The 13,971-nt window shown below is 71.4% G+C and carries 7 protein-coding genes; 1 reads left to right on the top strand and 6 read right to left on the bottom strand.

Features of this window, described 5'->3' with window-relative positions:
* Nucleotides 1-30: 30 nt before the first annotated feature.
* Nucleotides 31-771 carry a TetR/AcrR family transcriptional regulator gene (locus OG413_RS21105; RefSeq protein WP_266807736.1) on the top strand — a complete coding sequence of 247 codons (741 nt, stop codon included), beginning with the start codon at nucleotides 31-33 and terminating at the stop codon, nucleotides 769-771.
* Between the two features lie 13 nt (nucleotides 772-784).
* On the opposite strand, the gene OG413_RS21100 is transcribed toward OG413_RS21105, so the two are convergent.
* The 6 genes from OG413_RS21100 to OG413_RS21075 all read right to left on the bottom strand — a co-directional run bounded on the left by OG413_RS21100 (nucleotide 785) and on the right by OG413_RS21075 (nucleotide 13,963).
* Complete coding sequence (locus tag OG413_RS21100) at nucleotides 785-1,135, bottom strand: 5-carboxymethyl-2-hydroxymuconate Delta-isomerase (protein ID WP_266807734.1); 351 nt, start codon at nucleotides 1,133-1,135, stop codon at nucleotides 785-787.
* A gap of 196 nt (nucleotides 1,136-1,331) precedes the next feature.
* The gene (locus OG413_RS21095) at nucleotides 1,332-3,365 is read right to left on the bottom strand and encodes a regulator (RefSeq protein WP_266807732.1); all 2,034 of its coding nucleotides are present in this window, start codon (nucleotides 3,363-3,365) and stop codon (nucleotides 1,332-1,334) included.
* A 217-nt stretch (nucleotides 3,366-3,582) separates the two neighbouring features.
* On the bottom strand, nucleotides 3,583-8,898 hold the full coding sequence (gene pulA / locus OG413_RS21090; RefSeq protein WP_266807730.1) for a pullulanase-type alpha-1,6-glucosidase: 5,316 nt from the start codon (nucleotides 8,896-8,898) through the stop codon (nucleotides 3,583-3,585).
* A gap of 117 nt (nucleotides 8,899-9,015) precedes the next feature.
* Complete coding sequence (locus OG413_RS21085; protein WP_266807728.1) at nucleotides 9,016-10,740, bottom strand: carbohydrate-binding module family 20 domain-containing protein; 1,725 nt, start codon at nucleotides 10,738-10,740, stop codon at nucleotides 9,016-9,018.
* Nucleotides 10,741-11,240: 500 nt separating this feature from the next.
* Complete coding sequence (locus OG413_RS21080; RefSeq protein WP_266807726.1) at nucleotides 11,241-12,302, bottom strand: LacI family DNA-binding transcriptional regulator; 1,062 nt, start codon at nucleotides 12,300-12,302, stop codon at nucleotides 11,241-11,243.
* On the bottom strand, nucleotides 12,287-13,963 hold the full coding sequence (locus tag OG413_RS21075) for a glycoside hydrolase family 13 protein (protein WP_266807724.1): 1,677 nt from the start codon (nucleotides 13,961-13,963) through the stop codon (nucleotides 12,287-12,289). The genes OG413_RS21080 and OG413_RS21075 overlap by 16 nt, the downstream gene beginning before the upstream one ends.
* Nucleotides 13,964-13,971: the final 8 nt, after the last annotated feature.

Below are 13,971 nucleotides of genomic sequence, written 5' to 3'. Positions count from 1 at the left end.
TCCGCGGCCCGCCCCGGATAGGCTGGTGACATGACGACCGGGGTGCGGCGCCGGATGGGCGTCGATGAGCGCAGGCAGCAGTTGATCGGCGTCGCGCTGGAGTTGTTCAGCCACCGCTCCCCCGACGACGTGTCGATCGACGAGATCGCCGCCGCCGCGGGCATCTCGCGGCCACTGGTGTACCACTACTTCCCCGGGAAGCAGAGCCTGTACGAGGCGGCGCTGCGGCGGGCCGCCGACGAGCTGGCGGCCCGCTTCCTGGAGCCACTGGAAGGCCCCCTGGGCGCACGGCTGTTGCGGGTGATGGGCCGGTTCTTCGACTTCGTGGACGAGCACGGGCCGGGATTCTGGGCGCTGATGCGCGGCGGGCCCGCGGTCGGCTCCTCGACGGCGAACGCCATGATCGACGGGGTGCGGCAGGCCGCCTACGAGCAGATCATCGCCCATCTGGGCGTCGAAGTGCCGCCCGCACGACTGGAGTTGGTCGTACGGTCCTGGGTGTCACTGGCCGAGGCGACGGCATTGATCTGGCTCGACGGCCGCCGGGTTCCGCGGGCCGAGCTGGAGATGCAGCTGGTGCACGACTTCGCGGCGCTGGCCGCCGTCAGTGCCGCGTACGACCAGGAGATGGCGGGCATCGTGCTGCGGGTCCTCGCCCAGGAGCCGGCGGACGGCCCGTTCGGCGAGCTGCTGGTTCGGCTCTCCGCCCTGGCGCCCGCCGCGCCCGCCGTACTCGCCGCGCCCGCCGTGCCCCCGCAGCGACTGCCGTAGCGCGACACGCGGGTCAGCTCTTGCGGTAGGACGGGTCGAGGTCGCGGGTCTCGGCGGAGGTGTGCAGGGCGAGCCCTTCGGTGGGCTTCACATAGCCGCTCAGCAGATCGAGCACGGACGCGGTCAGCCGGCTCTTGATCTCCGGGGTGCGGCCCGCCAGCATGCCGATGGAGACATGGACGATGACGTCACCGGTCGGGGCGTCGCCCACCACGGAGTCCTCGACCCGGCGGAATCTGGTCTTGCAGTTGGGGATCTTCGTGGTGACCGTCTCGGCGACCAGCGGGTGCAGGGCGAGTGCGAAGCCGCGGCGGTCGAAGGCGTCGTCGAGCTCGGCGGAGTAGTCGACGGTGATCTGCGGCATCAAGCGCTCCTGAGGTGCGGGGGGCAGTGGGTGGCGGGGCCGGTCCTGCCGGTTGTCGGAATCCACCTTTACGTTGATCGTCGGGCCCGCACAAGGGGCGGCCCACCCGTCGGATCAACGGCGCGTTCGCGTCAGGTCAGCGGCCCGCTCCCACCGTGTCAGCGGCGCGCTCCCGTCAGGTCAGCCCCGCCCCCCCTCAGGTCAGCAGCTCGCTCTGGAGGGCGGAGGCCAGTCCGACCTCCGCGTTGTCCGTCTCCCCCCGCTCGAACGCGCGCTGGTAGGCGGCGTCACCCACAGCCTCACGCGCCTGCCGCTCGCAGGTCTCGCGGACCGGACCGAGCTCCGGTGTGCCGCGCTGCGGGTGGCCGACCATCCGCCAGTACGCCTGCCCGGTGCCGTAGATCCTGGCCGCCTGGGCACCCGCGCCCTGGGCCGCGACGGCGGCGGCGAGGATGTCCAGACCGAGGGCGACGCCGAAGCTGTCGCCGAGCCGGTGCTTGCCCGCGAGCATCGACCGGGCGTGCTTGGCGGATTCCCCGGGGCGGCCCTGGAACAGGGCGATCAGGGCGAGTTGGTAGTCGACGTAGGACCGGATCCAGTACTCGTCCTGCGCCTGGCAGAGGGTCCGCAGGCGTGCGGCGCCTTCCGCGGCCTCGGCGAGCCTGCCCAGGGCCGTCAGGGCGAAGACGGTGATGAGGCGGCAGCGCAGCCGGTAGGCGGATTCGGCGGGGGCCGCCCCGGTGTGCCGGAGCACCCGCCCGACCTCGTCCAGGGCCGCCCTGGGCTGTCCGATCATGAGGTGGTTCAGGCCGGACAGATAGGTGGCGCTGAGCAGGCCCTCGTCGTCCCGGTCGCGCGTGGCCTCGGCCACGCAGTGCCTGCCCAGCCGCTCGGCGGTCGCGAAGTCGCCCTGGAGCAGGGCCGCGACCCCGTGCACCCATTGCAGCCTCGTCCGGTCGGGACCAACGGCCGGGCCCGCCGCCAGGGCCCTCTCGGCGTAGGCGCGGGCCTCGGACAGGTGCCCGCAGCAGCTCCAGAAGAAGCCGACCCGGCCGGTCATCTCCTGGGCCGCACGGATGTCGTGGGCGAGCAGATGGTCGAGTGCGGCGCACAGGTCGAGGTGCGTGTCGGCGATCCGGTGGTACCAGGAGACCTGCTCGGGACCGGTCCAGCCGGCGTGGGCGCGGCGGGCGAGGCCGAGGAAGCAGGCGGCGTGCCGGTCGGCGGCGGCCCGCTCCTCACCGAGTTCGGCGAGCCACATCCGCCCGTACTCGCGCAGGGTGTCCAGCATCTGGTGGCGCTCCCCGTCCTGCTTCACGACGGACTTGGCGACCAGACCCCGCAGTGCCTCGCCGACGCCGTCCGGGGTGAGCGGTCCCGCCGCGCAGACCTCGCGGGCGACCTCCTCGTCGAAGGCCGTGCGCAGCGGGGTCAGACGCGCCCACAGGAGGCGTTCCAGCGGGGTGCAGAGTTCGTGGCTCCAGCCGATGGTGGTGCGCAGGGCGCGGTGGCGGCGCGGCCGCGGCGAGTCGTCGCTGAGGGTGTCCAGGCGGGAGCCGATACGGGCGGCGATCTGCTCGACGCTCTGCGCGGCGGTGCCCGCCGCGGCCAGTTCGATGGCGAGCGGGATGCCTTCGAGGCGGCGGCAGATCTCGGCGACGGCCGCGGCCTCGCCCGGTGCGTCGAAGGTGGCCCCGGGGTCGACGGCCCGCACCCGGTCCTCGAAGAGACGCAGGGCGTCGGGGGCTCCGTCGACCGGCAGCGGGGGTACGTCCAGCAGGAATTCGCCCCGGGTGCCCAGCGGCTGCCTGCTGGTGATCAGGACGGTCAGGCCGGGCGAGGTGGTGAGGACCTCGCCCAGCAGATGGCCGCACGCGGCGCGCAGGTGTTCGCAGGAGTCGAGGACGAGCAGCAGCCGCTTGTCGACGAGCCATTCGCACAGTGCGTCGACGGGCATCCTCAGCGTGTGGTCGGCGATCCCGACCGCGTCCGAGACGGTGGGGATCAGCAGCCTGTCGTCGTAGAGCGGGGAGAGGTCGGCCCACCAGGCGCCGTCGGGGTAGCGGTCCGCCGCGAGCCGGGCACCCCGGACGGCGAGCCGGGTCTTGCCGACGCCGCCGGGGCCGGTGAGGGTGGTCAGCCGGTGGGTGGCCAGGGCCCGTTCCAGCCGGGCGAGTTCGGCCTTCCGCCCGACGAAGCTGCTCGTCTCCTCGGGAAGGTTTCCCGCCATGGTCCTCATCACCCTCCGGCGCGCTGGGGCAGGGTCCGCCGGTGAGGCAGCGGATGCCCGGCAGCGCCCTCGCTGCCCGCTCCGGCCGGTCCCGGCCCCGTTCCCCGAGCGGGGGCGGAACCGGGACCGGCCGGAGCGGCAGGGCCGGATGCGCACGGTGTCCAGCTGTTTCGCGGCTCCTTCGCCGACGTATGCCGTCACCGTAGACCTGTCGGGGTCAGCGCGTCGAAAAGACGGCGACCGTCCTTCCTGGGACGGTGAAGCTGCCCGATTTCTCTTCGTACGTGGCCTTCTTGACGGTAGAGTCCGCGCCCGTCGCCTGGACGGGGTGCAGGGCGTAGGCGGTGCCGGCGAGGGCGGGGAGGTGCTGGCTCGCGGCGGCGGGGGTGGCGTTGAGGACGACCACGAGTGTGCCTAGGCGCATCGTGATCACGCCGGGTGTCTCGTCCTTGCCGGAGAGCGGGAAGGACAGTGCCGCCTGGACCCGCTCGGTGCTGGTGAGACCGAACTCCTTCTCGGTGGCCCGGATGGTGACCAGGTCCCGGTACGCGGCGGAGGCGCCGTCGATCTGCGCGCAGCCCGGGGTGAGGGCGGCGGAGGTCAGCAGGGGCTTCGCGTACGACCACTTGTCCTTGTTGTCGGCGGCGGGTGGCAGGCCCCGTCCGAAGCCGTTGCCGTCCCGGCAGTCCCAGTGGAGGGCGTTGAACCAGTCGCCGCTGTCGTAGGAGTTGCGGTCCAGGGACTTGGAGCGCAGCAGGTCGGTGCCCGCCTGGGAGAGGGAGGGCCCCTGCGAGAGGGTGGACGCCGCCATCGCCAGGACCTGCATCCTGGCGCGGTCCGCCGCCGAGGTGCCGGCCGGGAGCTTGAAGGCGAGCGTGTCGTAGAGCGTCTCGTTGTCGTGGGCGTCGGAGTAGGCGAGGGCGTCGCCGGGTTCGGCGGCGTATCCGGCGGGCGCCCCGTTGTAGTCGACGGCCGAGCCCTTGACCGTACGGCCGGTGCTGTCGGTGAAGGTGTAGTCGGCGAGGCTGCCGGTGAGGCCGACCTTGATCAGGTCCTGGTAGTGCAGCAGCCGGGCCTTCTGCTCGGCGGTGGTGCCGTTGGCCGGGGAGGTGTTGGGGTCGGTGTAGAGACCGCTGGCGAAGCCCTGGACGCCGGGGTCCTCGTCGAAGGGGCTGCCGCCGCGGACGGCGTCGCGGGCCCGGTCGGAGAAGGTGGCGATGCCGGTCGTGGCCATGTTCTTCTGGGTGGCCTGGACGAAGCGGGCGTCGTCCGCGATCTCGCCGAAGTTCCAGCCCTCGCCGTACAGGATGATCTTCTTGCCGTCGACGCCGTCCCTGGCAGGGGTCAGCTTGTCCAGCGCCTTGCGCACGGCCAGGATGTTGGCCTTGGGGTGGTGTCCCATCAGGTCGAAGCGGAAGCCGTCGACCTTGTACTCCTTGGCCCAGGTGACGACCGAGTCGACGACGAGCTTGCCCATCATGGTGTTCTCGGGCGCGGTGTTGGCGCAGCAGGTCGAGGTGGCGACGGTGCCGTCCTCCAGGAGCCGCTGGTAGTAGCCGGGCACGATGCGGTCGAGGACGGATTTGTCGTCCTGGCCGGAGGCGACGGTGTGGTTGTAGACCACGTCCATGACGGTGCGCAGTCCGGAGCCGTTGAGGCCCTGCACCATCCGGCGGAATTCGACGGTGCGCTTCGTGCCGTCGGGGTCGGAGGCGTACGAGCCCTCGGGGACGGTGTAGTGCAGCGGGTCGTAGCCCCAGTTGAAGGCGTCCTTACCGGCGCTCTTCGCGACGCACTCCTGCTGTTCCTCGGAGTCGGGGGCGTACACGGACAGGTCGCAGGCGGGTGCCCGCTGGTCCGACTTCTTCTCCGGGATCGTCCCGATGTCGAAGGCGGGCAGCAGGTGCACATAACTGGTGCCCGCGTCGGCGAGCCGCCGCAGGTGCTTCATGCCGTTCGACCGGGTGTCGGTGAAGGCGAGGTACTCGCCGGGGTGCTTGGAGGTGCGGTCCGCGATCGAGAAGTCGCGGATGTGCAGCTCCTGGATCTGGGCGTCGCGCAGCGGTACGGCGGCGGGCTTCTTCAGGCCGGACCAGCCGCGCGGGGCCAGCTTCGGGTCGGCGAGGTCGACGACGAGGCTGCGGGCGGAGTCGGTGGTCAGGGCGGTGGAGTAGGGGTCGGTGACCTTGTTGGTGACGGTCTTGCGCACCGTGGGCGCCCAGACCCGCACGGCGTACCGGTAGGGCTTGCCGTTCCAGCTCTTCTTGCCGGTGACCGACCAGACGCCGGTGCGGTCGTCGCGCCGCATCGGGACGGTGCGGCCGTCGAGTTCGAGGGAGACGGTACGGGCGGTGGGTGCCCACAGCGACAGGGTGGGCGTGCCGTGCCGGAAGACCGGCCCGAGGGCGGCGCCGCTCGCGTTCTTCCCGTACAGGTCGTCCAGGACACCGGCGGTCTGCACTCCGGTGGCGGCGAGCAGGGCGCCGTTCGCGGCCCGCTGGGTGGCGATGAGCTGGCCGCGCAGGGATGCGCGGACCCGGTCCCGGTCGCGGGCGTCGACGGTGAACGCCGGGTAGTCCTTGAGGTGCGGGTACTTCGCCTTCTGGGCGTCGGTGAGGGTGGCGGTACGCAGGCGCAGCCACCGGCCCTCGTCGGAGAGGGCGCCGTCGACGACGGAGATCGGGGCGTCCGCGGCGTACACGAGCTGCTGGCTGGTGGCGCCGGTGGCCTTCACCTTCCAGACGACGGTGCCGGAGTCGATCCACTGAGCTTCGGCCTTGGTGAGGTCGGGGGTGGGGACGCCGCCGGCCTGCGGCAGCAGATAGCCGGGCTGCCCGCCGAGCATCCAGACCTCACGCCCGTGGGTGGCGATGTCCAGTGACTGGTCGCTGGGGAGGTCCTTCTCGTCACCCTTGTGCAGGATGTAGCTGAGCGAGGTGGCGCCGTCGGTGAGCGGGACCTCGAAGGTGACGCCGTAGGCGTTCTTCTTCACCGGCTGGAGCGGCTTGGACCAGTCGGTGGGGTTCTTGGCCCCGGTCCAGGTGTGCAGCCCCCAGCCGTCGTAGTCGCCGTCGGCCCGGTGGTAGTTGAGGACGGCCTTGGTGGTGTCCTGACCGGGTGCTTCGGGTGCCTCGGTGCTCTGGCCGTCCTTGCCCTGCTCGATCCAGACCTGTCCGGTCCTCGCGAGGTCGACGGTGCGCGGCGGGCCGTCCGCGGTTCCGGCCTTCTCGACGGTGTACGGGAGGGAGGAGGTGCCCTCGGCGAGCTTGATCCAGGCGAACGCGCCGTAGGCGTCGCGTCCGACGAAGTCGGCGGAGGTGTCGCCGGACTTCAGCTGCCAGCCCTCGTAGTCGCCGTCCGCGCGCTTGTAGTGGACGACGGCGTAGTCGCGTTCGACGGCGACGGGTTTCTCGGCGGGCGGTGCCTGGCCCGCGGTGGTCGAGGCGAGCGCACTGGCCGTGCGCCCGGCGCGGTCCACGACGACGGCCTTGTACCGCAGCGTCGTCCCGGCCTTCACGGAGGCGTCCAGGTGCTGGGTGACCTTGTACGGGGCGTGGTCGGCGGAGCCGAGGGTGCGCCACTTGCCGTCGCCGGTCTGGGCGGCGAAGACGACCCGGTCGAGCTGTCCGCCGCCGGTGCCCGCGGTCAGTTCGACGGTGCCGGTGGCTCCGGCTGCGGGCGCCTTCAGGGTGATCGTGGGCCGGGCGTCCGGGGAGCCGAGGGGCTTGTCGGCGCGCAGCACGACGCTGGAGAGCGCGGGCACGGTGACGGTGATCCTCTTGTCGCCGCCGCTGCGGACCGTGCCGGAACCGCCGTACAGCGTACGGAAGTTCATGTGCGCGGACTCGGTGGCCAGCTCGACGGTCCGCGGTCCGGTGCCGTTGTTGGTGGCGACGACGTACTCGTTGGGCCGCTCGGTGTCGGTGCGCGAGAAGGCGTGGACGGAGCCTTCCGCGTAGCGCTCGGTCTGTACGCCGTCGCGCAGCGCCGGGTGTTCCTCGGTGAGCCGGGAGAGCTGGGCGATGGAGCGGTAGATCGGGTGGCCGGTGTCGTACGCGTCCGTGGCGTGCGTGCGGTCGGTGCCGATCTGATCGTCGTCGAGGTAGTCGGCGGCCTTCGAGGCGAAGAGGGGCTGGCGGGAGTCCTTGTCGCCGCCCGCGCCGGTGAAGCCCTGTTCGTCGCCGGAGTAGATGACGGGGTTGCCGCGCGCGAGGAACATCACCTCGTTGGCGAGTCGGGCCCGCTTGAGCAGTTCGGCGTCGTCGGCCTTCGGGTTGTCCTGCTTGAGGAAGGTGCCGATGCGGCCCATGTCGTGGTTGCCGAGGAAGGTCACCTGCTCGTAGGCGTTGGCCTTGTCGGTGGTGTAGCGGTAGTCGTCGCGGTACACGGCGGCGAGCTTCGAGGCCGGGGCGCCCTGGGAGGCGTACTGCCTGGCGGCCTCCTGGAACGGGAAGTCGAGCGTCGCGTCGAGCCGCCCCCGGGTGACGTAGGGCGAGGTGATCGCGGTGTCGGAGGAGTACACCTCGCCGAACATGAAGAAGTCGTCCCGGCCCCGCTCGGCCGCGTAGGTGTCCAGCGCGGTGGCCCACTGGGTCCAGAAGTCCAGGTCGACGTGTTTGACGGTGTCGATGCGGAAGCCGTCGATGTCGAAGTCGCGGACCCACTTCTCGTAGATCTCCGCCATGCCGGTGACGACCTCGGGCCGCTCGGTCCACAGGTCGTCGAGCCCGGAGAAGTCGCCGTACTCGGCCGACTCACCGGCGAAGGTCGAGTCGCCCCGGTTGTGGTACATCGTGGGGTCGTTGAGCCAGGACGGCTTCTTGGTACCGGCGTTCGCCGTGGTCTTCGGGGTGTACGGGAACGCGTCCTGGTCGACCTTCGCCATCTTCCGGCTGTCGTCGAACGGGCGGCCGTTCCTGTCGAGGTAGGGGTAGGCGCCCTTGGGCTTGTAGCCGTACTCCTTCTCGGCGTAGTCGACGGTGTCGGCCGTGTGGTTGGTGATGACGTCGAAGAAGACCTTCATGCCCTTGGCATGGGCCTTGTCGATCAGCTTCTCCAGTTCGGCGTTGGTCCCGAAGTGCGGGTCGACCTGGGTGAAGTCGGTGATCCAGTAGCCGTGGTAGCCGGCCGACGCGTCCTTGCCGGTGCCCTGGACGGGCCGGTTCTTGAAGATCGGGGCGAGCCAGATGGCGGTGGTGCCGAGGCCCTTGATGTAGTCGAGCTTCCCGGTGAGGCCCTTGAGGTCGCCGCCCTGGTAGAACCCCTTGTCGGTGGGGTCGTAGCCGGTGTCCAGGCGTGAACCGGTGAGCCCGCCGCGGTCGTTGGAGGAGTCGCCGTTGGCGAAGCGGTCGGGCAGCACGAAGTAGAACTGCTCGCGGGTCAGGTCGTGCCGGGCGGGCTCCCTGGCCAGCGCGGCGTCCGAGGGCGGGGCCGGTGGCCGGGGCGACGCGGCCGCGGAGGCCGCCGGGACGACGGGCAGCAGCGCCGCGCAGAGTGCGGCGACGGCCCCCCGCCGGAGGGTTGTTCGGGACACGGGGCGGGTACTCCTCGAATTCGCACGGGGTGGGAACGGGGTGGGCGGGTACCGAGGGGCGGGGCGGGGGTGCACCGCGGTGCGCCCCCGGCCCGCCCCGACACGGCCGAGGTGTGGTCAGCCGCGCCAGACGTCGCCGGTCAGCGCGGACCTGCCGGAGGCCGGGACGGTGGCGGTGCGGTTGGCGCCGCTCTCCCAGGTGACGTTGCCGCCCGCGTCCTTGCGGAGGTACTTGTACGCGAAGGAGGTACCGGCGGGCAGGCTCACATCGAGCTTCCAGACGGGGTACGTGGCCGGGTCGAGCTTCAGCGCCTTGGCGGGGTCCCAGGAGCCGAGGGCCTGCTGGTCGCCCGCGACGTAGATGTTCTGTCCGGGCTGGGTGGTGGCGTTGACGCCGAACGAGGCGCCGGACTGGCCCGTACCGGGGTCGGTCGGACCGGTGCCGCCAGTGCAGGTGCGGGCGCCCGCGTGCAGCGCGACGGCGGTGTTGGCGCCGAGTGTGGCGGTGAACTGGCCCGACCCGTTGACGGTGACGCCGTTGCCGGACTGGATGTCGCAGTAGTCACCGGCGGGCAGCGACGTCTGGAACGTACGGGTCAGGGCGGAGCTTTCGTGGTTGATGGCGACGTACGCCTTCGAGCCGCGTCCGAAAGCGATCCGGTCCGCGCCGTTGTCCCACCAGTCGGTGACCGACTGGCCGCGGGCGGCGTTGCGGAAGCCGACCATGGAGGAGATCTCGCGCCAGGCGTGCTGGCACTTCCAGCCGTCGCTGTAACAGGCGTTGACCTGGCCGCCGTTGGGAGGCCCGGCGTCCTTGTCGGACCACTCGTATCCGGAGTGGACGTCCGGGGAGCCGTAGGGCCAGGCGAGCATGAAGACATTGGCGAGGGTGTAGTCGGCGCCGTTCTTGTAGGTCAGCGTCTCGCCGTTGCGCTCGGTGTCGTGGTTGTCGACGAAGACCGCCGACTTGCCCGACTCCATGAAGCCCCAGCCCTCGCCGTAGTTCTTCAGGTTGGCGAGGTTCTCGTTGAGGAAGGTCTGCTTGAGGCCGCGGGCGTAGCGGAATTCCTGGACGTCGCCGGTGCCGAGGTACTCGGAGGGCGAGACGGCCTCGCCGGCGCCGTAGATGGCCTCCTGCTTCCAGTAGACACCGGGGTTGCTCAGCCGGGACTTGATGGCGGCGAGGTCACCGGCGGGCATGTGCTTGGCCGCGTCGATCCGGAAGCCGTCGACGCCGAGGGAGAGCAGGTCGTTGAGGTACCCGGCGATCCGGCCGCGTACGTAGTCCTCGCCGGTGTCCAGGTCGGCCAGGCCGACGAGTTCGCAGTTCTGTACGTTGCCGCGGTCGCCGTAGTTGGTGATCGGCGACTGGCAGTCGTTCATGTCGTTGACCGAGTAGATGCCCGGGTAGTCGTACTTGCCGTAGGCGGAGCCGCCGGTGCCGGTGCCCGAGCCGGCCGACATGTGGTTGATGACGGCGTCGGCGACGACCTTGACGCCCGCCCCGTGACACGTGTTCACCATGGCGGCGAAGGCGTTCCGGTCGCCGAGCCGGCCGGCTATCCGGTAACTGACGGGCTGGTAGGAGGTCCACCACTGGCCGCCCTGGATGTGCTCCTGGGGCGGCGAGACCTGGACGAAGCCGTAGCCCGCCGGACCGAGGGTGTCCTTGCACGCCTTGGCTATGGAGTCGAACTTCCACTCGAACATCACGGCGGTGACGTCCTTGTCGCCCGGCGCGGCGGCCTGTGCGGTGTCCGCCGCGCCGAGTTGGGCGGGGACGGCGAGGACAGCGACGCCTGCCACGAGTGCGAGCGCGGCAGAGAGGGATCTGCGTGCCATGTCTTTCCTCCTGCGGTGGGGGAAACGCGGGTGACGGTGCAGCCTCACGTGGCAACGCGCCGTGCCCTCAAGGCTCCTGAAGGTTCTTGCTGCAAGAATGCAAACCTTGCTGCGGAGCAGACCGTACGAGCCCACTCCGCCCTGGTCAACCCTTTGGACATCTCCCGCTCACATCCGCGAAATCAGGCAGTTTCCTACCTGCAAAGTCTTTCGCAAGTTATTGCGGGAAGGTAAAGTTCATCCGGACTCCGGCCCGGTCGGCCGGGGGTCCCGGCCGCTTCGGCGCCGGGCCCCACGCGCCCGGCCGGCCGGGCCGGTCACGGACAAGAGAGGCACCCGGAGTCGCGCAACTCCCCCGCCGGCCCATCCTGGGCCGACTCCCGGTGCCTCTCCTGTACGCCCGGTGCCTTTCCGGTACGTCCGATGCCCCACCTGTACGTGAGGTGGCTCTCCGGATACGTCGGGTGCCTCTCCCGTACGTCGGGCGGTCCCGCCCTCGGTCAGACGGCGCGCACTACCGCCGCCGTCGACCCCCGTACCACCAGCTCCGGCTGGAACACGTACTCCGTGCGCTGCACCGGGCTGCCGCCGATCTCCTCCAGCAGGGCGCCCACCGCCGCCGCCGCCATCGCCTGCACGGGCTGGCGCACCGTGGTCAGCGGCGGGTCGGTGAACGCGATCAGCTGCGAGTCGTCGAAGCCGACGACCGAGACATCACGGGGAACGTCGAGCCCCCGGCCCCTGGCCGCCCGCACCACACCGAGCGCCATCAGGTCGCTCCCGCAGACGATGCCGGTACAGCCCAGGTCGAGCAGCGCGCCCGCCGCGACCTGGCCGCCCTCCACGCTGAACAGCGTTGAGCACACCAGGAGTTCGGCCTCGGCCCGGGACAGGCCGAGCACCGAGACCGACGCGTCGAGAAAGCCGTCGCGCTTGCGGCGGGAGGGAACGTAGCGCTGCGGCCCGATCGCCAGACCGATCCTGCGGTGGCCCAGGTCCGCCAGATGCCCCACGGCCATCCGCACGGCGGCGGTGTCGTCGGGCGAGACGAACGGCGCGCTGATCCGTTCGTTGTAGCCGTTGATCAGGACGAACGGCACGCCGCGCTCGGTGAGCGCGGCATACCGTGCCGGGTCGGCCGACAGGTCGGCGTGCAGCCCGGACAGGAACACGATGCCGCCGACGCCCCGTTCGACGAGCTGCTCGACGAGCTCGTCCTCGGTGGCGCCGCCCGGCAGCTGGGTGCAGAGCACCGGGGTGTAGCCGTGCCCGGCCAGGACCTGTTCGACGGACTGCGCGAAGGCCGGGAAGATCGGGTTGGTGAGTTCGGGTGTCACCAGCCCGATCAGTCCGGCGCTGCGCTGCCGCAGCCGCACGGGCCGTTCGTAGCCGAGGATGTCGAGCGCCGCGAGCACCCGCTGACGCGTGGTGTCCGCGACGCCCGGCTTCCCGTTGAGCACCCGGCTGACGGTCGCCTCGCTGACCTCGGCCTGTCCGGCGATGTCGGAGAGCCGGGGGGCCGCACCGGTCCTGGGTGCGGGCAGCGTCACACCGTCCACCACACGGTGCTGTCCGCGGGCAGCACGGCCTCGGCGCCGTCGACGGTCACCGGGGCGCTGGCCAGCAGCACGTTGCCGCGGGTGGGCATCCGCACCGGGGCGCCGGTCGTGTTGACGGTGCAGACGAAGCCGGGCCGGCCGAAGACCAGGACGCCCTCGGGGGCGTCCAGCCACTCGACCGCGGTGCCCGCGCCGAGCCCCGGGTGCTCGCGCCGGGCGGCGATGGCGGCCCGGTACAGCTCCAGCGTGGAGCCCTCGGTCCCGGTCTGCGCCTCGATGGAGAGGTCGCCCCAGCCGGCCGGCTGCGGGAGCCAGCTGCCGCCGCTGCCGAAGCCGTACGAGCTGCCCTCACGGGTCCACGGGATCGGCACCCGGCACCCGTCGCGGAAGCCGTCCTGGCCCTCGGCGCGGAAGAACGACGGGTCCTGGCGGGCCTCGTCGGGCAGGTCGGTGACGTCGGGCAGGCCGAGCTCCTCGCCCTGGTAGACGTAGGCGGAGCCGGGCAGGGCCAGCATCAGCAGCGTCGCCGCGCGGGCCCGGCGCAGGCCGAGTTCGCGGTCTCCCGCGGTACGGATCTGGGTGCCGAGACCGGGCGGGTTGGCGAAGCGGGTGGAGTGCCGGGTGACGTCGTGGTTGGAGAGCACCCAGGTGGTGGGGGCGCCGACCGGCCGCATCGCGTCGAGGGAGGTGTCGATGACCTCGCGCAGCGCGGCGGCGTCCCAGGCGGTGGACAGGTACTGGAAGTTGAACGCCTGGTGCATCTCGTCGGGGCGCACATAGTTCGCGGTGCGCTCGACGGTGGGGGTCCAGGCCTCGGCGACGGCGATCCGCTCGCCCGGGTACTCGTCGAGGATGGTGCGCCAGCTGCGGTAGATCTCGTGCACGCCGTCCTGGTCGAAGAACGGCATGACGTCGTTGCCGAGCAGCTTGAGCTGGTCGTGGCCGCCGAGGTCGGGCAGGCCCTCGGCCTTGACGAGACCGTGGGCGACATCCACCCGGAAGCCGTCGACGCCCATGTCGAGCCAGAAGCGCAGGATCGAGCGGAACTCGTCGGCGACGGCCGGGTGCTCCCAGTTGAAGTCGGGCTGCTCCGGGGCGAACAGGTGGAGGTACCAGTCGCCGGGGGTGCCGTCGGGACCGGTGGTCCGGGTCCAGGCCGGGCCGCCGAAGATGGACTCCCAGTCGTTGGGCGGGAGTTCGCCGTCCGCGCCCTTGCCGGGGCGGAAGTGGTAGCGGTCGCGCAGGGCGGAGCCGGGGCCCTCGGCCAGGGCGCGCTTGAACCACTCGTGCTGGTCGGAGGAGTGGTTGGGCACCAGGTCCACGATGATGCGCAGGCCCAGGTCGTGGGCGTCGCGGATCAGGGCGTCGGCGTCCAGGAGGCTGCCGAACATCGGGTCGATGGCCCGGTAGTCGGCGACGTCGTAGCCCGCGTCGGCCTGCGGCGAGGAGTAGAAGGGGCTGAGCCAGACGGCGTCGACGCCGAGGTCCCTGAGGTACGGGAGCCGGGCGGTGACGCCTGCCAGATCGCCCATGCCGTCGCCGTTGCCGTCGGCGAAGCTGCGCGGATAGACCTGGTAGATCACCGCGTCCTGCCACCAGCCGGTGCGGTGGCCCGGGGCGTCGTCGGACGTGCCGGTGGAGGGGGCAGCGAGGTGCTGGGTCATGTCGTCCC

Source organism: Streptomyces sp. NBC_01433 (assembly GCF_026340105.1).
Classification (GTDB): domain Bacteria; phylum Actinomycetota; class Actinomycetes; order Streptomycetales; family Streptomycetaceae; genus Streptomyces.
The sequence above is the reverse complement of the archived record's forward strand: the minus strand, read 5'-3'. Positions and strand labels throughout refer to the sequence as shown.

Bases quoted from the DNA above. Each gene is read 5' to 3' on its own strand.
- OG413_RS21105 (WP_266807736.1), top strand. From the start codon at position 31: ATGACGACCGGGGTGCGGCGCCGGATGGGCGTCGATGAGCGCAGGCAG.
- OG413_RS21100 (WP_266807734.1), bottom strand. From the start codon at position 1,135: ATGCCGCAGATCACCGTCGACTACTCCGCCGAGCTCGACGACGCCTTC.
- OG413_RS21095 (WP_266807732.1), bottom strand. From the start codon at position 3,365: ATGGCGGGAAACCTTCCCGAGGAGACGAGCAGCTTCGTCGGGCGGAAG.
- OG413_RS21085 (WP_266807728.1), bottom strand. From the start codon at position 10,740: ATGGCACGCAGATCCCTCTCTGCCGCGCTCGCACTCGTGGCAGGCGTC.
- OG413_RS21075 (WP_266807724.1), bottom strand. From the start codon at position 13,963: ATGACCCAGCACCTCGCTGCCCCCTCCACCGGCACGTCCGACGACGCC.